Source organism: Selenomonas sputigena ATCC 35185, assembly GCF_000208405.1.
Classification (GTDB): domain Bacteria; phylum Bacillota; class Negativicutes; order Selenomonadales; family Selenomonadaceae; genus Selenomonas; species Selenomonas sputigena.
In genome coordinates, this window is record NC_015437.1 from 961,057 (window position 1) to 984,121 (window position 23,065).

The window sequence follows — 23,065 nt, forward strand, 5'->3', positions numbered from 1 at the left end:
AACAAGGCAGACCTCAACGAGGGCAAGCTGTCCAAACTGTTTGGTGCCGAGATCCGCATCAACAACGCCTTTGGTGGCGCGACGGCATACACGGCGACCGAGAACGCCGTCACCGTCGCGGCAGCGGGTGTGGTGACAGGAAGCGTCGCGGGCGCAGAGATCGAGCAGCAAAACAACTCTGCGGACGGCGCGTCGTTCACGGCGGCCGCCGCAAAGAACACGGTCGCGAATACGGGCGGCACGGTAAAGAAGGCGATGGGTGCCTCCGTGACGCTCCACGCGGACCATGCAGGGGATGTACAGGCGACACTCACGGAGAACGCCGTCACGGGCACGGGCGGCACATTTGCGGGCGACGTGCGGGGCGGTGTGGCAGACGTCTTCGCAGAGACGGGCACGGCGACTGCCACCCTCACGAAGAACACGGTCGATCTCACGAATGCCGCGCTCGATGACGCCCACATCCGCGCGGGCCATGCCGTTGCCCGTACAAGGGCGGCAGGGAAGACTGCATCCGCTGCGTCCAATGAAAACGTGCTGCAGCTGAAGAACGCCTCCGGCACAGCGAATAATCTCATCGGCGGCAACGCCTATATCGAGGCAGACCTTGGTGGTGCGACGGCTGCCGCAGACAAAAACAGCGTCACCGCCCTTGGCGGCACGCTGACGGCGGCGAACAATGTCTACGGCGGAAAAACAGAGGCGGTCGGCCAGGACGCCACCGTCACAGCGGCGGCGACCGCACGGACAGAGGGGAATACAGTCACGGCAGATGCGGGCACGTTCCTGGGGCAGCTCTACGGCGGCGATTCCTACGCAAGCACAGATAGTGCGGGATCCGGCATGCCGGGTACGGCAGCCGCCGTCACCGCTGGCAACACGCTGAACCTCGCCGCTGCTGCCGTCACGAACGGGGAGAGCTACGGCGGCTACGCCTCGGCGAGGAGCACGACGGGCGATGTCAGCCTCACCGTCACGCAGAACAAGGTGCTTGGCACACATGGCACCACTGCAGAGGTAGATGGCGCCTATGGCATATTGACGCAGACGGCAGCGACGACGCGTACCGTCACGGGGACGCTCGCGGAGAATACGCTGACGCTCACGAACGGCAAGGCGGGCAGCGCCTACGGCGGCTTTTTGCGTCTGGGCAAGGCGTTCGGCGCGGCAGAACTGACCGCCACGAAGAACAGCGCCGCGCTCACGGACGTCGAGAGCGCTAGCTCGGCAGCCCTCGCCGGCAGCAGCATCGAGGCGAGGGATGCAGCGGGGAATCTGAAGCTCACCGCCAAGGAGAATACCATCACGGCGCGCGGGGCGGATCTCAGCGCGGACAAAATCTACGGCAGCCATATCCTCGCGCAAAACGCGAACGCCGGCAAGACGGAGATCCTCGCAGAGAAGAACCGTGCGAGCGCGGCAGGCAAGGAGATCGCGAATCTTGCGGGCAGCTATGCGGAGATGTATACGAATGCGGCGGCGGATCTCACGGCGACCTTCCGGGAGAACAGCGCCGAGGGGAGCGGCACGAAGCTTGAGGGTGTCTATGGCATAGACACCTCTGTCCGCCAGAAAGACGGCACAGCGGCGGTAATCGCCGAGAGAAACGCAGCGACCGTGACGAAGGCGAATGCCGTGGAAAGCATCCACGGTGCATACATCAACTATCGGCGGGATCCTAGCGCCACGGCGGCGGCCGATACCGCGCTCACGGCGACGGGGAACACGGTGCGGCTCGTGGAGGGCACGGCGGAGAGCATGAGCGGCGTGAACATGACGGCGACGAACGCCTTTGGCGGCGCGACGACATACACGGCGACCGAGAACGCCGCCACCATCGAGGCAAAGGGCGTGGTGACAAGCAGCGCCTATGGCGTCTATCTCTCACAGGAAACTTCCTCCGAGGACGGCGCATCGTTCACGGCGCATGTAGCGAAGAACCGCGTCACGAGCACGGGCGGCGCGGTGAAGGATGCCTACGGCGCACTTGCCGCCCTGAGAGTGAACAATGCGGGCGATGCGGCGGCAACGCTCACGGAGAACGCCGTCACGGGCACGGGCGGTACATTCGCGAACAAGCTGTACGGCGGCTGGGCAGAACTCATCTCAACGAAGAGCGCAGCGACCGCCGCCCTCACGAAGAACACGGTCAAGCTCACCAATGCCAAGCTCGATGACACCCGCATCCAGGCGGGGTATGCCGTGGTCATTACGAAAGCGGCAGGGAAGACCGCATCCGCTGCGGCACATGAAAATGTACTGCTGCTGAAGAACGCCTCCGGCACAGTGCAGGAGCTCATCGGCGGCGTTGCCTCCGGCACGGCAGAGCGCGCGGGCGCAGCGGCTGCGGCAGACAAAAACAGGGTCACCGTAGAGGGCGGTACGCTGACGGCGGCAAGCGATGTGTACGGCGGCACAGTAGGGGCGGTCGGCAAGGATGCCCCCGTTACAGCGTCGGCATCAGAGAATACCGTCACCCTCTCCGCCGCTGCTCCGTGGAGACAGGTCCGCGGCGGCAGGGTCAATGCCTCCGCTGACGGGGCGGCTGCGACGGCGACAGCAAGCAAGAACACGCTGAACCTCGCATACGGCACATTCACGGCGGAGATCGACGGCGGCTATGCCAGCACAGACGGCGCAGGAGGACAGGCGGCGGCAAACGAGAACACCGTGAACATCAGCGGCGGCATCTATCAGAAGAGCATCTATGCCGCCACTGCGGATGCGGGCAGTGCAGCCGGCACCGTCGCGACCGTCAAGGATAACCGCATCGTCATCACGGGCACGCCCAACCTCTCTGCGGCGCAGCTCCATGGATACTACGCAAAGGGCGCGACGAAGAACATCGCAGGCAACGCGCTCGTCGTCAAGGAGACGAAGGGCATCAAGGCAGAATCCATCGATGGATTCCAAAAGCTTGAGTTCTGGCTGCCCGCGGGCATGACGAAGGACGACACCATGCTCTGGCTCTCGTCCACGAGCAATACCAACCTCACGGGCACGGACATCACGGCGCATCTGCGCGGCGATGAGACCGAGAAGCGCCTGCGCCTCCTCTACACAGAGAAAGCGCAGATCCAGAAGGACGGCACGACCACCATGACCGTCTGGAAGGGCGTCTCCGATGTGACTACGGCGAAGATCGGCATTACCAAGGATAATAAGGAGCTGATTGTCAAGACCGACGGCTCCGCCATCGACGAGGGCGATAAGCCAACGCCGAAACCGCCGCCGCCGACACCGCCAACGCCGCCGCCAACACCACCGACACCTCCAACCCCGCCGCCGACACCACCAACACCGCCGACCCCACCACCGACACCACCGACCCCGCCAACACCACCGCCGACACCACCAACGCCTACACCGACCCCCGATCCGAAACAGCAGGTGTTGGACAATCGCAAGTCTGTCGTCGAGACGATGGCAGGCGCGGTCGCCTTCCTCGGCGCAGGTGCGGACCTCGCTGCAGGCGGCGGCATGGCGAGCGCTTCCGTAGAAGCTGCGGCAGTCGAGGGGTTTGCCCCCTTTGCAGCCATCGGCGGCTCCTCCATGCGGCATGAGACGGGTTCGCATGTCAACATGAAGGGGCTGAACCTCGCTGTCGGCTTCTCGCGCGAAGTGAAGCGCGGCGATGATCGACTGATCTTCGGGCCCATCGTCGAATACGGGCGCGGCACGTACGACAGCTACGTGAACGATGCGCACGGCGACGGCTCCGTCCGCTACGTCGGTATCGGCGGCTTCGTCCGGCAGGAGCAGAAAGACGGGATGTTCTATGAGGGCAGCCTGCGCTTTGGCCGCTCCTCGATGGACTACTCCGCGATCCTTTCGGGTACGCCGACCACTTATGATACCGATGCGAACTACATCGGCGCACATCTGGGCGTCGGACAGCGCATACAAGAGAAGAGCGGCATGGATCGTGAGCTTTACCTGCGCTACTTCTACACACGGCAGAACGGTACGGACACGAAGCTCTCCACGGGCGAGCGCTATGACTTCGACGCCGTCGACAGCCACCGCCTGCGTGTGGGCGCACGCTGGCTGATTCCGCAGAAGGGCGGCTCGCTCATCTTGGGCGCGTCGTTACAGTACGAATTCGGCGGTGAGTCGCGTGCCACCGTACATGTCGGCGGCAACTCCTACACCACTCCTGCGCCCTCGCTCAACGGCTTCTCGACTAGTCTCGAACTCGGCTGGAAGACGCAGATGAGCAAGAATGCCACGGCTGACCTCAGCATCGAAGGCTGGTTCGGCAAACAGCGCGGCGTGAGCTTTAGAGCAGGATTTGACTGGAAGTTCTGACCGCGGCGCTCAGTGAACACAAATAAGGAGGAGGATATGCCCGAGGCATATCCTCCTCCTTATTTGCTCCATCGCCGTTTTTCTCGTTTCATGCGCGGATGTTCTTGACAGCGCAAAAGGCGCAAGAGTATAATAAGAAAGCACACTCAGCGCGGGAGAAGACGCTGGGATGGTGGGTGCTGACGCAGTCGGCGATTCCCACAGTATAATTAAGGAGGAAATAATTTGTCCATTGAAGTAGGCAGTATTGTTGAGGGTGTTGTGACGGGCATCACGAATTTCGGAGCGTTCGTCGAGCTGCCTGAGGGGAAGGTCGGTCTTGTCCATATCTCTGAGGTCGCTGATGAGTATGTGCGGGACGTCCATGATTTCCTCAAGGAGAAGGACAAGGTGAAGGTCAAGGTCTTGACGATCGATGATCGCGGCAAGATCGGGCTTTCCATCAAGCAACTGCAGGAAAAGAAGCCGATGGAGAAGAAGGTCGGCGAGGTTCCGCGCCGTCCGATGCCGCCGCGCCGCGGTGCAGGCGGGGACTTTAGGCGGCAGGGGCGTTTCGGCCCAGGCAGTGCCTCCTTTGAAGACAAGTTGTCGCGCTTCCTCAAGGACAGCGATGAAAGGCTGACGGACTTGCGCCGCAAGACGGATTCCAAGCGCGGCGGCCGTGGTTCGCGCAGGGATTGACGACATGAGAAAAGCACTCTTACAAGGAGTGCTTTTCCTGTTTATGGTCTTGGGAGACGTATTGAGGAAGAGTAGTGCAGAGCTTGCCGGACGACGGCAGATGGGGGAATCTCATGCTGAATAAGGTCTTGGCTTTTTGCGAGGAGCATGGCCTTCTGGCGCATGGCTCTTCCATCGTGGTTGCCGTCTCGGGCGGCGCAGACTCGATGGCGCTGCTCGATCTGCTGCTGCATTTGCAGGAGCGGCGGGCGCTTTCCTTGCATGTCGCGCATTTCGAGCACGGCATTCGCGGTGAGGCATCGCGCGAAGATGCGGACTATGTCGCTGCATTCTGCCGTGCACGAGGCGTCGCCTGCAGCGTGGAGGCGGCAGATGTGCCGCAGTATGCGAAAGAGCGCAGGATGTCGCTGGAAACGGCGGCGCGCGAACTGCGCTACGCTTTTTTGCGCCGCGTAAGGGCGTGTGTCGGCGCTCAGGCGATCGCTGTCGCGCATCATGCGGACGATCAGGCGGAGACGGTGCTGCAGCATATCCTGCGCGGCGCTGGATTGCACGGTCTCGTGGGCATGACGCCGCGCACGGGCGATGTCGTGCGCCCCCTGCTCGCCTGCACGAAGGAGGAGCTTGTCGCTCACTGCGCGGCGCATGGCATCGAGGTGCGCCACGATGCGACGAATGATGCGGCGGAGGCGCGGCGCAACTACTTGCGGCTGGAGATCCTGCCGCGTCTCACCGCGCATATCAACGCGTCGGCGGGCGCGGCGCTCGTACGCCTCGCGGAAGCTGCCCGCGCGGACGACGCTCTGCTCGATGAGATGGCGCACGCAGCGTTTTCGCGCGTCGTCTGCGGCGAGGGGCGGGCAGCGGGCGCGGCGCACGAAAGCCTTGCGCTTTCGCGCACGGCGTTTCGCGCCGAGCCGCTCGCCCTGCAGCGGCGCATCGTGCGCCTTGCTGCGCGCGCCTTCGTCGATGAATCGCACGATTGGGGCTGGCGGCAGGTCGAGCAGGTGCGCCGCATGATGGTGGAAGGAAGGGGCGGTCTCTCGTGGGACTTGCCCGGCTGCGTGCGCTTTTTCCTCGATGGAAAAAGGGGCGTCTTTCTTGTCGGCGCGATTCGTACTGCCCATGAGGAAGGCGGTGCAGGAGGCAGGCCGCTTTCTTCGCATAGGACGGCGGGCGGCATGGCGGAGAGCGATCTTTTGAGCGGCATACCTCTTCGAGCGCCTGGTGCGACGCGTCTGCCCGCGCTCGGCATCGCGCTCGTCGCGGATTTTGTCCGCGAGCGCCCACGGACGGACGGACGCTCGGAAATCTACTTGCCGTCTCGCGTACTTGCCGCAGCCGTCGTGCGCACGCGCCGCGCGGGCGATCGCGTGCGGCTTCCCTGCGGCACGAAGAAGCTCAAGGATTTCTTCATCGACGAGCATGTGCCGCGCACCGCGCGCGATCGCGTGCCGCTCGTCGTCTGTGATGGGGAGGTCGTCTGGGCGGTAGGCGTGCGGCGTTTTTCGTCCGCGCTGGTGAAGGAAGATGAATCAATGGTACGGCTTCGCGCCGTTTTTGAAGAAGGAGCATACGATCATGCACAACGATTTGGAGAAGATTCTTTTCGATGAGGCGCAGCTCGCCGAGATGGTGGAGCGGCTTGGGCGCGAGATCACGCGCGACTATGCGGGCGAGGAGATCTACGCCGTCGGCATTCTGAAGGGCGCCGTGCTCTTCTACGCCGACCTCGTGCGCGCCATCGACCTGCCCGTGACGCTCGATTTCATGCAGCTTTCGAGCTATGGCGGCGGTACGAGTTCGACGGGCGATGTGCAGATCCTCCTCGACCTCGCGAAGAGCGTCGCGGGGCGCAACATCCTGCTCATTGAGGACATTGTGGATTCGGGGCTTTCCATGCACTATCTGATGGAGAACTTCCGCCATCGAAAGGCGAAGAGCGTCAAGCTCTGCTCGCTTTTGAGCAAGCCGTCGCGGCGCAAGGTCGATGTGAAGGTCGACTACTGCGGTGCGGAGGTGCCCGACGCCTTCCTCGTCGGCTATGGGCTTGACTACGATCAAAAGTACAGGAATCTGCCGTATCTCGGCATCCTGAAGCCCGAGATCTACAGCAAATGAGACGGCGTGCGCTTTCCGTGAAATTTGCTGCCGGCAGGTTAGAACTGTTACCCTGAAATTTTATTTGTGTTGACAATTAAAATCGGGTATAATGGGGATGTTTTGTTGATCGCGTGATTTGCGGCAGATGAGAGAAGGGCGCGGCAGTTTTTTGTCCGCGCATGACAGGGGAGGCAAGAAGCGTGGCGGAGTTCATTCGTGCCGAACATCTTTCGCATGTATTCCATGCGGGGGAAGAGGACGCCTATCGGGCGCTTTCCGACATCTCCTTGTCCATCGCCGACGGCGAATTTCTCGCCGTCCTCGGCACGAACGGCTCAGGCAAGTCGACGCTGGCGCGTCACTTCAATGCGCTCCTCCTGCCGACCGAGGGCCGATGCACGGTCGCGGGGCTGGATACGAAGGAGACGCAGGAGCTTTGGCGCATCCGCCAGCTCGTGAGCATGGTGTTCCAGAATCCCGACAATCAGATCATCGCCGCTGTCGTCGAGGACGACGTCGCCTTCGGACCGGAAAACCTCGGCATAGAGCCGGCGGAGATCCGCCTGCGCGTGAGAGACGCGCTCGCTGCCGTCGGCATGGAGCGCTATCGCACGGCAGCGCCGCACCTCCTGTCGGGAGGGCAGAAGCAGCGCGTGGCGATTGCGGGCGCACTGGCGATGCGGACGCGCTGCCTCGTGCTCGACGAGCCGACGGCGATGCTCGATCCTTTGGGCAGGCAGGAGGTCTTGCAGACGGTGCAGCGGCTTCATCGCGAGAGGGGCATCACTGTCATCTATATCACGCACTTCATGGAGGAGGCGGCGGCCGCCGACCGCGTCATCGTCATGGAGGAGGGGCGCATCGCGGCGGAAGGAACGCCGCGCGAGGTGTTTCAGGACGTCTCGGGCATGAAGGCGCGTGGCCTCGACGTGCCGCTCGCCGTCGAGTTGGCGGCGCTCCTTCGCGCGGACGGCATATCGCTGCCGCAGGATCTCTTGACGGATAAGGAATTGGTGAGTGCGCTTTGTCCATCGTGCTGAAAAATATCGACTACACATACATGCGCGGCACGCCGTTTGAGCGCAAGGCTCTTTCGGATGTCTCGCTGACGATCGAGGCGGGCAGCTTCACGGCGCTCGCCGGGCATACGGGATCGGGCAAATCGACGCTCGTGCAGCATCTCAACGGCCTTCTGCAGCCCGACAGCGGAACGGTTCTCGTCGACGGCACGGACATCGGCAAGAAGGGCGCGGAGGCGAAGAAGGCGAAGCGCAGCGTCGGCATGGTCTTCCAGTACCCCGAGCATCAGCTCTTCGAGGAGACGGTGGAAAAGGATGTCGCCTTCGGCCCCATGCGTCTCGGGCTTTCCGCGCAGGAGGTCGAGGAGCGCGTGAGGGCGGCGCTGGACTTCGTGGGGCTTCCTGTCTCCGAGTTTGGGGCGCGGTCGCCGTTCGCTCTGTCCGGAGGGCAAAGGAGGCGTGCGGCGATCGCGGGCGTCTTGGCGCTCAAGCCGCGCTATCTCGTGCTCGATGAGCCGACGGCGGGGCTTGACCCGCGTGCGAGCGCCGCGCTCCTCGTGCGTCTCGCCGAACTGCATGAGCAGGGCGGCGTGACCATCGTGCTCGTCTCGCACAATATGGACGACATCGCGCGCTATGCTGACCGCCTCATCGTCATGCATGCGGGCGGCGCGACGCTCGAAGGTGCGCCGCGCGAAGTCTTTTTCGCCAAGGAAAGGCTGGCGGAGGCGGGGCTTCGTGCGCCGCATCTCGTCGAGCTTCTGGAAGAGCTGCGCGAGAAGGGACTCGACCTCGATCCCGCCGCCTTCGACACGGCGGATGGCGCAGCGCGCATCAAAGAGGCTCTGGGGAGGCGAAGACTATGCTGAAGGACATCACGCTCGGGCAGTTCTTCCCGGGCGATTCGCTCCTGCACCGCCTCGATCCGCGCACGAAGATCGTCCTCTTGTTCTTCTTCCTCGCGGCGATCTTCGTCTTTGACTCGCCGCTCGCTTATGCGGCGCTGACGGCGTTCACGGCGGCGCTGATCGCTGTCAGCCGCGTGCCGCTCCTCTTGATGCTCAAGGCGCTGAAGCCGCTCTCGTGGATCATCGCTTTCACGTTCGTCATCCACCTCGTGAGCACGCCGGGCGACGCCTTTTTCCATGTGTGGCTCTTTGACTTCACTTGGCAGGGCGCGGCGAAGGGCTTCTTCATCGCGCTCAGGCTGGCGCTTCTGATTCTCTTGTCCGCGCTCCTCACGTATACGACCTCGCCGCTCGCCCTGACCGATGCCTTGGAAACCCTCATGCAGCCCGCGAAGCGCGTCGGTGTGCCCGCGCACGAGATCGCCATGATGATGACGATCGCGCTGCGCTTTGTGCCGACCTTGATCGAGGAGGCAGACAAGATCATGAAGGCGCAGCAGGCGCGTGGCGCAGACCTCACGGAGGGAAGCGTCATCGAGCGCGTCAAGGGGTTCGTGCCCGTGCTCGTGCCGCTCTTCATCTCGGCCTTTCGCCGCGCCGACGATCTCGCGCTGGCGATGGAGGCGCGCTGCTATCGCGGCGGCGTCGGGCGCACGCAGATGAAGGCGCTGCGCATCAGCTCCATCGACTATGTCGCCTACGCTTTCGGCGCACTCTTTTTCGCGGCGCTCGCCGCCTTGAAGTTCGGCGGCATCGCATGAAGCGCGAGCACAAGGAAAGGATGAAGGCGCGCGCGCGCAATGTATGTCTGACCGTCGCCTACGACGGCACGGCGTACCACGGTTTTCAGCGCCAGAGCCCGCCGATCCGCGCCGTGCAGAACGTCCTGGAGGAAAAGCTCGCGCTCGTCTTCGGCGATGCGATCGAACTGGCGGCGGCGGGACGTACCGACGCGGGCGTTCACGCCATGGGGCAGGTCGTGAACTTCTTCACTGACGGGCGCATCCCGACAGAGCGCATCGTGCGTGCGATGAACAGCGTCCTGCCGCCCGACATCGTCGTCAAGGCGGCGCGGGAAGAGGGGCGCGACTTCTCCGCACGTCACAGCGCGAAGAGCAAGTCGTACATCTACCGCATACAGGAGGGGGATACGCCGAACCCGTTCAGCGAGCGCTACGCTTGGTACGTCGGCACGCCGCTCGACCTCGCAGCGATGAACGAGGCGGCGGCGCTGCTCCTCGGCACGCACGACTTTTCGGCGTTTCGTGCCGCAGGCGGTGCGCCGATGCTGCCCGTGCGCACGATGTACAGCGCCGAGGGCAGACGCATTGAGGGCGAGAGGATCGAGTTCCGCTTCCATGCGAACGGCTTCCTCTACCACATGGCGCGCAACATCGTCGGCACGCTCGTCGATGTCGGCAAGGGGCGGCGCACGCGGGCGGACTTCGCCGCGATCCTCGCGAGCCGCGAGCGAAAGCGTGCCTCGGCGACTGCGCCTGCATGCGGCTTGTTTTTGGAAAGCGTCGAGTATTAAGGATGCACGGATGAATCTGGCACAAAGCTGACGGATTCGTCCGTGTTTTTTGTTCCCTATCAATTTCTGTGCGAGCGCGGGAATCTGGTGAAGCGTAAATTCGCAAAGTAACTTCCGCTGATGTAAGTCTATGGGATTTAGTCTAAGAAAGCCGATAGGAGTAAGTGCGAGAAGCATCAGAATTTGTATGCAATGGATGACCTGAGCACAATATCGTCTTAAAAGCGACCGAACCATAAGGGATAAGCTAGAAAGAAGGACATGCTTCGCACTCCGAAAAGCGAGGCTTTTCAGAGTAAGTTCCACCCTGGCGGGATTTACTATGAGAAAGATGTGCAGCGCAAGATCAGCCCTTTAGAAGTCTAGGAGACTGCACGACATCTTCCGGCGCAACATACGAGATGCCCAAAAGAGCAGCCAGTTCCTCGGAAAAAGCGAACGTAAACATCTCATAGGGAGACTTGCCGCTGTAAATGTTGCGACGGACGCCATTGATGTGCGAAAAAATCAAATTGACGGTATCCTGTGTGAAATGGTCGAAAGAAGACCCCTTCGGCACAATATCGCGAAAAAGCGTGTGATTCTTCTCAATTTGCGCCTTCTGGTAAGACTGCATGGGATCGCAGAAAAAAAGGCAGGCCTCCTTTTCCCCCTCAAGATTGTTCTCAAAGGCGAAAACATCGGAGAACTCTCCACCGTTGTCCGTAAGCATCACGGGCATAAGGGCAGGAAAAGCAAAACCGCCTGCAGTCAAAGTTCGTTTGACCTCTTGGAACTTCAAGGCAGCCTGCACAGCCGTCTTGTTTTCGAGCAGAAGCCCGAACATGAAATTGAACGCAGTGAAGTGGACGGTGAGGATGACTTTGCCGCCTGAAACTCCGATAACGGTATCAAGCTGCGTATGTGCGCTAAGCCCTTCCCGTTCCATATGAGCGAGGAAATCCGCATAGGTGCGTTCCTTCTTTATGGCAGAAGGAACGACATCCGCCCGCTTCTTTTTGCGAGGCTTGAACTTTACGGCGCGTGGAAGGTGAATCTTGGAAGCCGAATAATATCCCTTGGAAAAATGCCGATAAACTGTGCTGAGAGACACATTGAGCTCTGGGTGAGAAGCGACGATATGATAAATGTGCTGCCCCTTCTCAATGCAAGAGGAAATGATGCGATCCTGCTTGTAAAAAGACGCACGGTTCAACGGAATGCCTTCGCGTGCATCGTGCAGGAGCGCTTCGTATTCGGCATGTGCCTGCGGAGCGACATAGAGAAGGCGGAGGAAGCGGCAGTTAGCAGAACGGCGCTTGGGGCAGGCGTTGCAGACGAAGGGTGCCTTTTCGAGCAAGGGGCAGAGTTCGTCTGTTTGCACGAACGCATTGCGGTGCTCTTTGCGATGTCGCTTCACTTCGTAAGATATGGTGGTAGGATCTTTCTGAACGAGCAGGGCGATCGCCTTGAAGGACAATCCCCTGTCGAGCCCGTTCATGATTTCCTGGCGGTCTTGTGCAGTAAGGTGCTTGTTCTTCTTGTTGTTGTCTGCTTGCTTCATGATGACAGCCTCCTTTGTGTAGAGAGATTTCTCACACTAAATTCAGCCATAAATTCTTCTCAGAGTAAATCCCGTTAGTGACCTATTATGTGGGATTTACTTTGGAAATTTACCGAATCTGGTGAAGCAGAATGGATATGTGTACTTGTAGTTTACTTATGACTCGTTGTATGGTACAATAAGCGCGGAGGTCTGGTGTCGAGTGGATTTGGCACGTGACTTGATTTTGGAACTTTATGTAAGGAGGAGAACATCATGAAACTGAAGAAAGTACTTTCCGTGACGTTTGCGATGTTGGCGCTCTCGTCAAGCCTTTGCTTCGCCTCAGTGGAGCGCTATTCTATCAGTGAGACCGTCATGAAGACGAAATGCACCGATCAGGCGCGATCCTCTGTCTACGTGAAGAACAGCAGCAGCTACACCGAGTATTGGTGCACCCGCTCGGGTCCGTCTGCAGCTCATGAAATCGCTGAGGAACTGAGCGACGGCGTGGAAGTGTACACGCCGAACAAAGTCATCTACAACACTTGGAAAGCCATGGGCGCCGTGCGCGATCTGGGCAGCGTACGCGTTCCCGGAGTTGATGTCTACCATTTCATTTTCGCAGCGCCCAACGCTCTGCCCAACTGAGTGCTGATTGTGTTGTATCCATAGGATGAGCAGCCGTGCCGAGAATGCCTCGCATTTACTTCGGCGCGGTTGCTTTTTTTCGCCTGTTCGCTATAATGGAGGTAGATATTCGACGGGAGCAGAGCCGTACAGGTGCGGCAAGGGAATGTATGCTTTTGGATATTCAAGGGGGGTGTTCAATATGGCGCAGACAACATTCAGCGTGCGGATGGAAGAGGGGCTCAAGCGGCAGTTTGAGGGATTGTGCCAGGAATTTGGGATGAATATGGCGACCGCTATCCATGTGTTTGTCAGAGCTGTGGTACGAGAGCGCAGGATACCTTTTGAAATCTCTTCGTTGGAGACGGAGTTGACGAGGGAGGGCGCTATGCAGGCGTTCATGACTCTTCGCCAAGAAGCAAAGAGAAGCGGTGCGGTTGATATGACGTTGGAAGAAATCAATCGAGAGATTGAAATGGCTCGACAGGGAGCAGGGAAATGACTTGCCTTGCTGTGATTGATACGAATGTACTGGTGTCTGCGTTGCTGTCTTCTAAAGATGACGCTGCTACTGTGCAGGTTGTTGGCAGGATGATTACAGGAGAAATCGTTCCGTTGTACAGCGATGTAATCATGAAAGAATATCGAGAGGTTTTAGAACGCAAGAAGTTTGGATTTTCTCCGCAGAAGATAGAGTATTTGCTGTCTTTTATGGAACGATTCGGCATCTTGGTGCAGGCAAGGCCGATTGATATTATTTTGCCCGATATGAAAGATATACCTTTTTATAAAGTCGTCATGGAAAAGCGTTTGGATGGAGCATATCTCGTTACTGGAAACATGAAGCATTTTCCTGAAAGGCCATATATCGTTACACCAAAACAGCTTTTGGATATGATGGACAGTTGAAATAGATTGCACAGGGGAGGCGCACGCATGGCGATTTTGCCTAAGCTCAATACGATGGAGTTTGACAAGGAGATACCGTTTGAGGTTTCGGCGCCTTTTGAGCCGATGGGGGATCAGCCGCGTGCGATTCAGGATCTGGCGGCGGGCATCGAGAATGGGCAGGAGGCGCAGGTGCTCCTCGGCGCTACGGGCACGGGCAAGACGTACACGATCGCCAAGACGATCGAGCGCGTGCAGAAGCCGACGCTTGTCATCGCGCACAACAAGACGCTGGCGGCGCAGCTGGCGAGTGAGTTCAAGGCGTTCTTCCCGAAGAATTATGTCGGCTATTTTGTCAGCTATTATGACTACTACCAGCCCGAGGCGTATATTCCTTCGACGGACACTTACATCGAAAAGGATGCGTCGATCAACGACGAGATTGATGAATTGCGCCACTCGGCGACGTGCTCGCTCTTCGAGCGGCGCGACTGCATCATCGTCGCGAGCGTTTCGTGCATCTACGGTCTCGGCTCGCCGGAGAGCTATCACGAGATGGTTCTGTCGCTGCACAAGGGACAGACGGTCGTGCGTGAGGACATCTTGCGCAAGCTCGTCGCCATTCAGTACGAGCGCAACGACATCGCCTTTGAGCGCGGCCGCTTTCGTGTGCGCGGCGACGTCATAGAAGTGTTTCCTGCGGGCTGGAATAACCGCGCCGTGCGCATCGAGCTTTTTGGCGACGAGGTTGAGCGCATTCTTGAGTTCGACGTCTTGACCGGAGAGATCTACGGCGAGCGCACGCATTCTATGGTTTTTCCTGCTTCGCACTATGTGACGAAGAAGGAGGACATGGAAATCGCCATGGCGGCGATCGACGAGGAGAAGATCGCGCAGGTCGCGCACTTCAAGGAAGAGGGCAAGCTCATCGAGGCGCAGCGCATTGAGCAGCGCACGAACTACGACCTTGAAATGATGCAGGAGATGGGCTACTGCTCGGGCATCGAGAATTATTCGCGTCATCTCACGCATCGACCGGCGGGGGCGGCGCCGTATACGCTGCTCGATTATTTCCCCGACGATTTCCTCATCGTCATGGACGAGAGCCATGTGACGATGCCGCAGCTCAAGGCGATGCTCAACGGCGACCGCTCGCGCAAGATTTCGCTTGTAGAAAACGGCTTTCGTCTGCCGTCCGCTTTTGACAATCGTCCGCTTTCTTTCGAGGAGTTCGAGCAGCGCATCAATCAGATCATCTACATTTCGGCGACGCCTGCGAAATATGAGCTGGAAAAGGCGCAGCAGGTTGTCGAGCAGATTATCCGCCCGACGGGGCTGCTCGATCCCATCGTCGAGGTGCGGCCTTTGGCGGGGCAGATGGACGATCTTTTGTCGGAGGTCCGCATTCGTGCGAAGAAGGACGAGCGCGTGCTCGTGACGACGCTGACGAAGAAGATGGCGGAGAACCTCACGGACTACCTGAAGGACATGCAGGTGCGCGTGCGCTACCTGCATTCGGATATTGCGACGTTCGAGCGAGCCGAGATCATTCACGATCTGCGTGCGGGAAAGTTCGATGTGCTCGTCGGAATCAACCTGCTGCGCGAGGGACTCGACATGCCCGAGGTGTCGCTCGTGGCGATTCTCGACGCTGACAAGGAGGGCTTCCTGCGCTCCGACACGTCGCTCATACAGACGATCGGGCGTGCGGCGCGAAATGCGGGCGGCAGGGTCATCCTCTACGCCGACCGCATCACGGACTCGATGAAGCGCGCCATGGACGAGACGGAGCGCCGCCGCACAGTGCAGCAGGCGTACAACAAGGAGCATGGCGTCACGCCGAAGACCATCGTCAAGCCCGTCGTGCCGCTGATCGAAACGACGCTCGTCGCCGAGAGCCGCGCCTCCTACGGCGAAGATTTCGACGGAAAGAAAAAGAAGCTCACGAAGAAGCAGAAGGAGTCTCTGATCCGCACGCTGCTCGCCCAGATGCAGACGGCTTCACGCGCTTTGGAATTCGAGCGCGCCGCAGAACTGCGCGACATGATCATCGAGCTGGAAGGCTCGCTGCCGGGCAAGAAGAAAAAAGGCGCGTGAGGAAATTGTTGTTCGGAAGGCGCTGTGTTATACTGTATAAAATACACGCACAAACGTTCACTTTGTGGACAAAAGTACGCCGCCCTTACAGAAGTCTAGCCAATCGGTCTGCGCCTTCGGCTTGACCTCTTGTGGCTTCATGGTAAAGTGTTTTCATACTGGAAGAGCGAGGCTATATTATGGCGATACATAGCATGATCGTATATCCGGGGCAGAATCCATCGAAAGAGGTGTTGGAAGAGGTGCGTGCTGCTGCAAAACAGCCGATTGCCTTTGATGAGGAGTGCCCTGAGCTAACGGACGAACAACTGAAAATATTCGCTGTCTTAGCGAAGAAGCAGAGAGAATTGAAGCACACAAGCGGAGGCGACACTTTTGGAGAAACTACTGCGTGAGATGCATGCTTGGATGGCGGATTACATGCGTTCCTTCTATACGGAGGACGAGGAGGTTCAGCAGGCGATTCGCATGAAGGAGGTACATACCGGCCGTGTGACCTCGATCGCCGTAGAGCTTGCCAAACATCTGCGGCTCTCTGCGCATGATGTGCATTTGGCGGAAATCATGGGACTCTTTCACGATGTGGGACGCTTTCGCCAATTTACGCTTTACCGCACGTTCAACGACGCCGTATCGGAGGATCATGCGGCTCTGGGACTCAAGGTGCTCGACGAGCTGCCGTTCCTTTCGCGTCTTGTGCCCGAGGACGAGGCTCTCGTGCGCTTCTCTATTCTGAACCACAACAAGAAGGTCATCGCGCCGACGGAAGATGCGCGGCAGCTTTTCTTTGCGCGCCTCTTGCGCGATGCCGACAAGCTTGATATCTTCCGCGTGCTGCGCCCGTTTCTCGCGCCGCCCGACGGTACGGGCGTCAGTCCCGATTTCCTCGAAAAGTTCATCGCGGGCGATCAAGTGGACTACACGAAGATTCGCACGATGGACGACCGCAAGCTCGTGCGCCTCATGTGGGTCTACGACGTGAATTTCAGCTGGACGCTGCAGCGCGTCAAAGAGCGCGGCTACATCGAGGACATCATCGCGCACTTGCCTGAGGATTCGCGCATAGCGCTCGGCATCGAACGGCTGCACGCCTATGTGGAGAAGAAGTGCGCTGAGGAGGATGCGGCGCCGGCGGAGGTTCTGCAGCGCGGGAAGTGCTGACGGCATTGCAGGGAGCCGCAGGAGAGTTGTGTCTGCGGGAGAATCTTCGCCAGAAGTCTCAATCGAATGTTTTTTCAGGAAAATTCAGCGAGCAGAAGGATTTTCCGCTTTGCGCCTCGAATAAAGAGGCGTTAAATTTTTTTCTTGAGGAAATGCTGAATGTATCAGCGCTTCCTCAAATTTCCGGCGCAGACGGCGGGGCGTCGATCGGATGCGCCAGAAGGAGCTGCAAATATGGCAGAAGCGATATCATCGAATTTCATTTATAACATCATCGACGAAGATTTGAAGAGCGGCAAGCATCCCGAGGGCATACATACGCGCTTTCCGCCCGAACCGAACGGCTATCTGCACATCGGTCATGCGAAGTCGATCTGCTTGAACTTCGGCACGGCGGAGAAATATGCGGGGCTTTGCAACCTGCGCTTTGACGATACGAATCCGACGAAGGAGGATACGGAGTACGTCGACTCGATCCAGGAGGACATCAAGTGGCTGGGCTTTTCCTGGGGCGATCGCCGCTACTATGCGTCGGATTACTTTGAAAAGCTCTACGAGTATGCGTGCGCCCTGATCGAGCAGGGGCTTGCCTACGTCGATGACCTCACGGCGGAGGAGATCCGCGCCTATCGCGGCACTCTGACGGAGCCGGGCAAGGAGAGTCCCTGCCGCAGTCGCAGCGTCGCGGAAAACCTCGCGCTTTTTGAGCGCATGAAGGCGGGCGAGTTCCCCGACGGCAGCCGCGTACTGCGAGCCAAAATCGACATGGCGTCGCCGAACATCACGATGCGCGATCCCGTCATCTATCGCATTGCGCATGCCGTGCATCATCGCACGGGGGATGCTTGGTGCATCTATCCGATGTACGACTTCGCGCATCCTCTGTCGGACGCTATCGAAAACATCACGCATTCGCTGTGCACCTTGGAGTTTGAGGATCATCGTCCGTTCTATGATTGGCTTCTGGAAGTTTTGGGCTTCGACAAGAACACGCGCCCGCGCCAGATCGAGTTCGCGCGGCTCAACGTCACGAATACGATCACGAGCAAGCGCAAGCTGCGCCAGCTCGTCGAGGAGGGGCATGTGCGCGGCTGGGACGATCCGAGGATGCCGACGATCTCGGGGCTTCGGCGGCGCGGCTATACGCCGGCTTCGATCCGCGACTTCTGCGAGCGCATCGGCGTCGCGAAGTCGAACAGCACGGTCGACGTGGCAATGCTTGAGCACTGTGTGAGAGAAGACCTCAATGAGCACGCTGCACGCGTCATGGCGGTGCTGCATCCTTTGAAGGTCGTGCTGACGAATTATCCCGAGGACAAGTCGGAGGAACTTTTGGCAGAGAACCATCCGACGCGCGGCGGCAAGCGCTATGTGCCGTTCTCGCGTGAACTTTACATCGAGCGCGAGGATTTCATGGAAGAGCCGCCGAAGAAGTTCTTCCGTCTGCGCCCGGGCGGCGAGGTGCGCTTGAAGCACGCCTACATTATCAAGTGCGAGGAAGTCGTCAAGGATGAAAAGGGCGAGATCACAGAGCTTCGCTGCACCTATGATCCCGAGTCGAAGTCGGGCGGCAGTGCGGCGAACCGCAAGGTCAAGGGCACGCTGCACTGGGTATCGGCAAACGATGCGCTCGATGCCGAAGTGCGCCTCTACGACTACCTTTTGAAGACGGACAATGAGGAGACGACGGCAGACTTCATCGCGTCCTTGAATCCGCATTCTCTCGAAGTCATCGAGGGGGCGAAGGTCGAGCCGAGTCTTGCACGCACGGCGGAAGGCACGCACTATCAGTTCCTGCGCACGGGCTATTTCGTCGTGGACAAGGATACGCGTCCCGACAGGCTCGTGTTCAACCGCGTCGTCGGACTCAAGGATTCGTGGGGAAAGGTCAAGGGTTGACATGGGCAAGATACCGAAGGGGCTTTCTGACAAGGCGATGATCCAAGGCTTCGAGGAAGAGGCGACGCTGGAAGACTGCTTCCTCGCGCATGAAGCGCACGAGGAGGAAAAGCGCCGCCGCGCTGTGCGCGAAAAGGAAGCGGATCTTTCGCGAGCGGCACTCACGCCTGAACTTCTCGATCGGCTTGGCAAGGAGCTTCTGCAGCTGAAACTCGATCTCTTCGCCGAGGGCATCAAGAATTATCGCATAGACATCAAGCGCGAGGGCACGACGATCATGCTCGCGCCGAAAGAGACGAAAGGGAGGTGAGGCGGCTTCTTCGCGGGCGGGCTCCAAGATGAAAGGTGTTTTGAGATTTATTATTAAAAATTTATGAAGAAAGAAGTGTAACCAGTGGAAACAAGCACAATTGTTGCTATCGTGATCTTCGTCGCGGCTTACGCGCTGATTATTTCAGAGAAGATTCACCGCACCATCATTGGTATTTGTGGCGCCATGCTGATGATCCTCCTCGGAATCATCAACCAGGAGACCGCGATTCATCACATTGACTTCAACACCCTCGGACTCCTCATGGGCATGATGGTCATCGTGAACATCACGAGTGAGACCGGACTCTTCAACTACCTTGCGATCTGGGCGGCGAAGAAGGTCAAGGCGAAGCCGATCTCCCTGCTCGTCGCCCTCTCGCTCCTCACGGCCGTCTGCTCGGCGCTTCTTGACAACGTGACGACGGTGCTTCTGACGGTGCCGATCACGTTCAGCATCACGAAGCAGCTCAACGTCGATGTCAAGCCGTTCCTCATCGCGCAGATCCTGTCGTCGAACATCGGCGGCACGGCGACCTTGATCGGCGATCCGCCGAACATCATGATCGGCAGCGCCGTCGGCCTGCAGTTCATGGACTTCATCACGAATCTCTCGGCGATCTGCATCCTGATCTTCATCGTGACGATCGCGCTTTTGATCGTGATTTACGGCAAGAAGCTCCACACGACGGACGAGCTGCGCGAGAAGGTCATGCAGCTCGATGAGAAGAGTCAGATCGTCGAGCCGCGCCTCTTGAAGAAGTGCCTGTTCGCGCTCGCTATCACGATCAGCCTCTTCGTGCTGCACGGCCAGCTCCACCTCGACACGGCGACCGCCGCCATGACGGGCGCAGGCCTCCTGCTCCTCATCAGCTTCCCGCAGAAGGAGGCGATGATCGCGAAGGTCTTGTCGAAGGTCGAATGGCTCGCTATCTTCTTCTTCGCCGGTCTTTTCATCCTCGTCGGCGCACTCGTTGAGACGGGCGTCATCAAGATGCTCGCAGAAGAGGCGATCAAGATCACGAACGGCGATCTCACGGCGACCTCGATGCTCATTCTTTGGATGAGTGCTTACGCTTCGGCGTTCATCGACAACATCCCGTTCGTCGCGACGCTCATTCCGCTGATTCAGGACATGGGGCAGATGGGCATGACGAACCTCGATCCCGTATGGTGGTCTCTCGCCTTGGGCGCCTGCCTCGGCGGCAACGGCACCTTGATCGGCGCTTCGGCGAACGTCGTCGTCGCTTCGATGGCGGCGCAGCGCGGCAAGCCGATCTCCTTCATCAGCTTCATGAAGATCGCGCTGCCGATGATGACGCTCTCGATTGCGATTTCGAGCGTCTACGTCTGGCTCAGGTATCTGTAAACCGTAAGTTTTTTGGGGCGCACGGGGAGACCCGCACGCCCCTCTTTCTCTAGGAGGACTTTGTTGTATGGAGAGATATGCTCCGCAGGAAATCGAAAAAAAGTGGCAGGAGAAGTGGCAGAAGGACGACGTCTACAAGACGGAGATCGATCGCACGCAGCCTGAATATTATGTGCTGGAGATGTTCCCTTACCCGTCGGGCAATCTGCACATGGGGCATGTGCGAAATTATTCGATCGGCGACGTCATCGCCCGTTTCAAGAAGATGCAGGGCTGCAATGTGCTGCACCCGATGGGCTTTGACGCTTTCGGCATGCCGGCGGAGAATGCCGCGATCAAGCACGGTGTGAAGCCCGCCGACTGGACGTATTCCAACATCGAGAACATGAAGCGCCAGCAGATGAGCATGGGGCTTTCCTACGATTGGAGCCGTGAGGCTGTGACCTGTCGTCCCGAGTACTATCGCTGGACGCAGTGGCTCTTTGAGCTTTTCTACAAGAAGGGGCTTGCCTACAAGAAGGAAGCGTCGGTCAACTGGTGCGATACATGCGGCACGGTGCTCGCGAATGAGCAGGTCATCGACGGCAAATGCTGGCGCTGCGACTCCGAGGTGCACAAGAAGGATCTCTCACAGTGGTTTTTGAAGATCACGGACTATGCGGACGAACTTCTCGCCGACCTCGACAAGCTCAAGGGCTGGCCCGAGCGCGTCAAGACGATGCAGGAAAATTGGATCGGCCGCTCCGAGGGCTTGGAATTCGACATCGACGTGCCCGCGCTCGGCGAGAAGATCGCCGTCTACACGACGCGTGCCGATACGGCGTACGGCGTGACCTTCGTGGCGCTCGCGGCGGAGCACCCTCTGATGGAGAAGATTCTCGCGGATAATCCGAAGGCGGAGGAGCTTCGCGCCTTCGCCGACAAGGTCAAGGCGCAGTCGGAGCTTGAGCGCACGTCGGGCGAGTCGGAAAAAGAGGGCATGTTTACGGGGCTTTACGCCGTCAATCCCTTCAACGGCAGGAAGGTCGAGCTTTGGGTCACGAACTACGTGCTCGCCGAGTACGGCACGGGCGCCGTCATGGGCGTGCCGTCGGAGGATCAGCGCGACTGGATGTTTGCGAAGAAGTACGACCTGCCGATCATCGTCACGCTGCGCCCGAAGGATCGTGAGCTAAAGCTTGAAGAAATGACGGAAGCCTACACGGCGAAGGACGGCATCCTCGTGAATTCGGCGGAGTTCGACGGCATGGAGATGCACGAGGCGCTTGCGGCGATTGTCGAAAAGGCGGTCAAGGAGGGCTTTGGCAGGCGCAAGGTCAACTATCGTCTGCGCGATTGGCTCATCTCGCGCCAGCGCTATTGGGGTGCGCCGATTCCCGTCATCTACTGCGACAAATGCGGCGAGCAGCTCGTTCCCGAAGAGGAATTGCCCGTCAAGCTGCCCGAGGATGTGAATTTCGAGCAGGGCACCGTTTCCCCTTTGGCGCAGAGCGAATCCTTCGTGCACTGCACATGCCCGCAGTGCGGCGGTCCTGCAAGGCGCGAGACGGACACGATGGACACTTTTATCTGCTCGTCGTGGTACTACATGCGCTACACAGATCCGCACAACACGCACAAGCCGTTTGCAGCGGACAAGGTGAACTACTGGGCGCCTGTCGACCAGTATATCGGCGGCATCGAACATGCGATTTTGCACCTTCTCTATTCGCGCTTCTTCACGAAGGTGCTGCGCGACGAGAAGCTCCTGGACTTCGACGAGCCGTTCCAAAATCTCCTGACGCAGGGCATGGTCATCAAGGACGGCGCGAAGATGTCGAAGTCGAAGGGCAACGTCGTCTCGCCCGAGGAGATCATCCAAAAGTATGGCGCTGATACGGCGCGTCTCTTCATTCTCTTCGCCGCGCCCGTCGAGCGTGACTTGGAGTGGAGCGACCAGGGCGTCGAGGGAGCATTTCGCTTTTTGAACCGCGTCTGGCGCATCGTCGCGCATTTCGAGGATGCGATCCGAGAGGGCATTGACGACTACGATCACTCGACGCTGACGGCTGAGGAGAAGTCGCTGCGCCGCACGCTGCACCAGACGATCAAGAAGGTCACGGAAGACGTCGGCGAGCGCTTCATGTTCAACACGGCGATCAGTGCCGTCATGGAACTCGTCAACGCTTTCTACGCGTTCCAGGAAAAGACGGTTCATCCGGGACTCGTGCGCGAGATTTCCTTTGCGCTCGTGAAGATGCTCGCGCCGTTCGCGCCGCACATCACGGAGGAGCTTTGGAGCCGCATGGAGGGCAAGGGAAGCGTGCACGATGCAAGGTGGCCGAAGTTTGACCGTGCGGCTATCGTCGAGGACGAGGTCGAGATCGTCCTGCAGATCAACGGCAAGGTGCGCGACAAGCTGACGGTGCCGGCGGATATGGAGCCGCAGGAGATGGAGAAGCTGGCGCTCGCGCAGCCGAAGGTCGTCGAACTCACGGCGGGAAAGACGGTCGTCAAGGTCATCTGCGTGCCGAAGAAGCTCGTCAACATCGTCGTCAAATGACTTTTTTGAACAATAAAAGCGTTTGCAAGTGCGTTGGGAGTACTCCTTCCGGCGCACTGCGCAGAGGGGCTGGCGCTTCGCCAAGCTCCTTTTCG

At 59.2% G+C, this 23,065-nt stretch carries 20 protein-coding genes; 19 read left to right on the forward strand and 1 reads right to left on the reverse strand.

Annotated features, from left to right (window positions below):
• Nucleotides 1-129 precede the first annotated feature (129 nt).
• The 8 genes from SELSP_RS12315 to truA all read left to right on the forward strand — a co-directional run bounded on the left by SELSP_RS12315 (nt 130) and on the right by truA (nt 10,553).
• Complete coding sequence (locus SELSP_RS12315; protein WP_006192955.1) at nt 130-4,308, forward strand: autotransporter outer membrane beta-barrel domain-containing protein; 4,179 nt, start codon at nt 130-132, stop codon at nt 4,306-4,308.
• A gap of 225 nt (nt 4,309-4,533) precedes the next feature.
• On the forward strand, nt 4,534-4,989 hold the full coding sequence (locus SELSP_RS04330) for a S1 domain-containing RNA-binding protein (protein WP_006192957.1): 456 nt from the start codon (nt 4,534-4,536) through the stop codon (nt 4,987-4,989).
• Nucleotides 4,990-5,102: 113 nt separating this feature from the next.
• Nucleotides 5,103-6,605 (forward strand): tRNA lysidine(34) synthetase TilS, encoded by a 1,503-nt coding sequence (tilS, locus tag SELSP_RS04335; RefSeq protein ID WP_006192959.1) that lies wholly within the window; start codon nt 5,103-5,105, stop codon nt 6,603-6,605.
• Nucleotides 6,571-7,110 carry a hypoxanthine phosphoribosyltransferase gene (hpt, locus tag SELSP_RS04340; RefSeq protein WP_006192960.1) on the forward strand — a complete coding sequence of 180 codons (540 nt, stop codon included), beginning with the start codon at nt 6,571-6,573 and terminating at the stop codon, nt 7,108-7,110. Before tilS ends, hpt begins: the two co-directional genes overlap by 35 nt.
• 161 nt (nt 7,111-7,271) lie before the next feature.
• Entirely contained in the window at nt 7,272-8,132 is an 861-nt protein-coding gene (locus SELSP_RS04345) for an energy-coupling factor transporter ATPase (RefSeq protein WP_006192962.1), read from the forward strand.
• Nucleotides 8,117-8,980, forward strand: a complete 864-nt coding sequence (locus SELSP_RS04350; protein ID WP_013740713.1) for an energy-coupling factor transporter ATPase — start codon at nt 8,117-8,119, stop codon at nt 8,978-8,980. The genes SELSP_RS04345 and SELSP_RS04350 overlap by 16 nt, the downstream gene beginning before the upstream one ends.
• Nucleotides 8,974-9,780 (forward strand): energy-coupling factor transporter transmembrane component T family protein, encoded by an 807-nt coding sequence (locus SELSP_RS04355; RefSeq protein WP_006192964.1) that lies wholly within the window; start codon nt 8,974-8,976, stop codon nt 9,778-9,780. The genes SELSP_RS04350 and SELSP_RS04355 overlap by 7 nt, the downstream gene beginning before the upstream one ends.
• The gene (truA, locus tag SELSP_RS04360) at nt 9,777-10,553 is read left to right on the forward strand and encodes a tRNA pseudouridine(38-40) synthase TruA (protein WP_006192965.1); all 777 of its coding nucleotides are present in this window, start codon (nt 9,777-9,779) and stop codon (nt 10,551-10,553) included. The genes SELSP_RS04355 and truA overlap by 4 nt, the downstream gene beginning before the upstream one ends.
• 346 nt (nt 10,554-10,899) lie before the next feature.
• Here truA and SELSP_RS04365 read toward each other — a convergent pair whose 3' ends face one another.
• A complete protein-coding gene (locus SELSP_RS04365) occupies nt 10,900-12,096 on the reverse strand; it encodes a helix-turn-helix domain-containing protein (protein WP_006193208.1) in 1,197 nt (398 codons plus the stop codon).
• Between the two features lie 255 nt (nt 12,097-12,351).
• Between SELSP_RS04365 and SELSP_RS04370 the strand changes: the two genes are divergently transcribed.
• From SELSP_RS04370 to leuS, 11 genes are all read left to right on the forward strand, one after another.
• A complete protein-coding gene (locus SELSP_RS04370; RefSeq protein WP_006192992.1) occupies nt 12,352-12,726 on the forward strand; it encodes a hypothetical protein in 375 nt (124 codons plus the stop codon).
• Nucleotides 12,727-12,907: 181 nt separating this feature from the next.
• Complete coding sequence (locus tag SELSP_RS04375) at nt 12,908-13,207, forward strand: type II toxin-antitoxin system RelB/DinJ family antitoxin (RefSeq protein ID WP_009645684.1); 300 nt, start codon at nt 12,908-12,910, stop codon at nt 13,205-13,207.
• An 11-nt stretch (nt 13,208-13,218) separates the two neighbouring features.
• The gene (locus SELSP_RS04380) at nt 13,219-13,614 is read left to right on the forward strand and encodes a putative toxin-antitoxin system toxin component, PIN family (protein ID WP_232362359.1); all 396 of its coding nucleotides are present in this window, start codon (nt 13,219-13,221) and stop codon (nt 13,612-13,614) included.
• Between the two features lie 27 nt (nt 13,615-13,641).
• Complete coding sequence (gene uvrB / locus SELSP_RS04385) at nt 13,642-15,690, forward strand: excinuclease ABC subunit UvrB (protein WP_006192995.1); 2,049 nt, start codon at nt 13,642-13,644, stop codon at nt 15,688-15,690.
• 194 nt (nt 15,691-15,884) lie between these two features.
• Nucleotides 15,885-16,085 (forward strand): hypothetical protein, encoded by a 201-nt coding sequence (locus SELSP_RS04390; protein ID WP_232362360.1) that lies wholly within the window; start codon nt 15,885-15,887, stop codon nt 16,083-16,085.
• A complete protein-coding gene (locus tag SELSP_RS04395) occupies nt 16,066-16,851 on the forward strand; it encodes an HD domain-containing protein (protein ID WP_013740714.1) in 786 nt (261 codons plus the stop codon). The genes SELSP_RS04390 and SELSP_RS04395 overlap by 20 nt, the downstream gene beginning before the upstream one ends.
• Nucleotides 16,845-17,120, forward strand: a complete 276-nt coding sequence (locus tag SELSP_RS12165; protein WP_155813685.1) for a hypothetical protein — start codon at nt 16,845-16,847, stop codon at nt 17,118-17,120. Before SELSP_RS04395 ends, SELSP_RS12165 begins: the two co-directional genes overlap by 7 nt.
• Nucleotides 17,086-18,750 carry a glutamine--tRNA ligase/YqeY domain fusion protein gene (locus tag SELSP_RS04400; protein WP_013740715.1) on the forward strand — a complete coding sequence of 555 codons (1,665 nt, stop codon included), beginning with the start codon at nt 17,086-17,088 and terminating at the stop codon, nt 18,748-18,750. Before SELSP_RS12165 ends, SELSP_RS04400 begins: the two co-directional genes overlap by 35 nt.
• A 1-nt stretch (nt 18,751) precedes the next feature.
• Nucleotides 18,752-19,060: a hypothetical protein gene (locus SELSP_RS04405; RefSeq protein ID WP_006192999.1), complete on the forward strand. Its 309-nt coding sequence runs from the start codon at nt 18,752-18,754 to the stop codon at nt 19,058-19,060.
• An 84-nt stretch (nt 19,061-19,144) separates the two neighbouring features.
• A complete protein-coding gene (locus tag SELSP_RS04410; protein ID WP_006193000.1) occupies nt 19,145-20,428 on the forward strand; it encodes an ArsB/NhaD family transporter in 1,284 nt (427 codons plus the stop codon).
• 67 nt (nt 20,429-20,495) lie between these two features.
• Entirely contained in the window at nt 20,496-22,970 is a 2,475-nt protein-coding gene (gene leuS, locus SELSP_RS04415) for a leucine--tRNA ligase (protein WP_006193001.1), read from the forward strand.
• Nucleotides 22,971-23,065 lie beyond the last annotated feature (95 nt).

Bases quoted from the DNA above. Each gene is read 5' to 3' on its own strand.
- SELSP_RS04365 (WP_006193208.1), bottom strand. From the start codon at position 12,096: ATGAAGCAAGCAGACAACAACAAGAAGAACAAGCACCTTACTGCACAA.
- SELSP_RS04400 (WP_013740715.1), top strand. From the start codon at position 17,086: ATGGCAGAAGCGATATCATCGAATTTCATTTATAACATCATCGACGAA.
- SELSP_RS04355 (WP_006192964.1), top strand. From the start codon at position 8,974: ATGCTGAAGGACATCACGCTCGGGCAGTTCTTCCCGGGCGATTCGCTC.
- leuS (WP_006193001.1), top strand. From the start codon at position 20,496: ATGGAGAGATATGCTCCGCAGGAAATCGAAAAAAAGTGGCAGGAGAAG.
- tilS (WP_006192959.1), top strand. From the start codon at position 5,103: ATGCTGAATAAGGTCTTGGCTTTTTGCGAGGAGCATGGCCTTCTGGCG.
- SELSP_RS04375 (WP_009645684.1), top strand. From the start codon at position 12,908: ATGGCGCAGACAACATTCAGCGTGCGGATGGAAGAGGGGCTCAAGCGG.
- truA (WP_006192965.1), top strand. From the start codon at position 9,777: ATGAAGCGCGAGCACAAGGAAAGGATGAAGGCGCGCGCGCGCAATGTA.
- uvrB (WP_006192995.1), top strand. From the start codon at position 13,642: ATGGCGATTTTGCCTAAGCTCAATACGATGGAGTTTGACAAGGAGATA.
- hpt (WP_006192960.1), top strand. From the start codon at position 6,571: ATGCACAACGATTTGGAGAAGATTCTTTTCGATGAGGCGCAGCTCGCC.
- SELSP_RS04345 (WP_006192962.1), top strand. From the start codon at position 7,272: ATGACAGGGGAGGCAAGAAGCGTGGCGGAGTTCATTCGTGCCGAACAT.
- SELSP_RS04390 (WP_232362360.1), top strand. From the start codon at position 15,885: ATGATCGTATATCCGGGGCAGAATCCATCGAAAGAGGTGTTGGAAGAG.
- SELSP_RS04370 (WP_006192992.1), top strand. From the start codon at position 12,352: ATGAAACTGAAGAAAGTACTTTCCGTGACGTTTGCGATGTTGGCGCTC.
- SELSP_RS04405 (WP_006192999.1), top strand. From the start codon at position 18,752: ATGGGCAAGATACCGAAGGGGCTTTCTGACAAGGCGATGATCCAAGGC.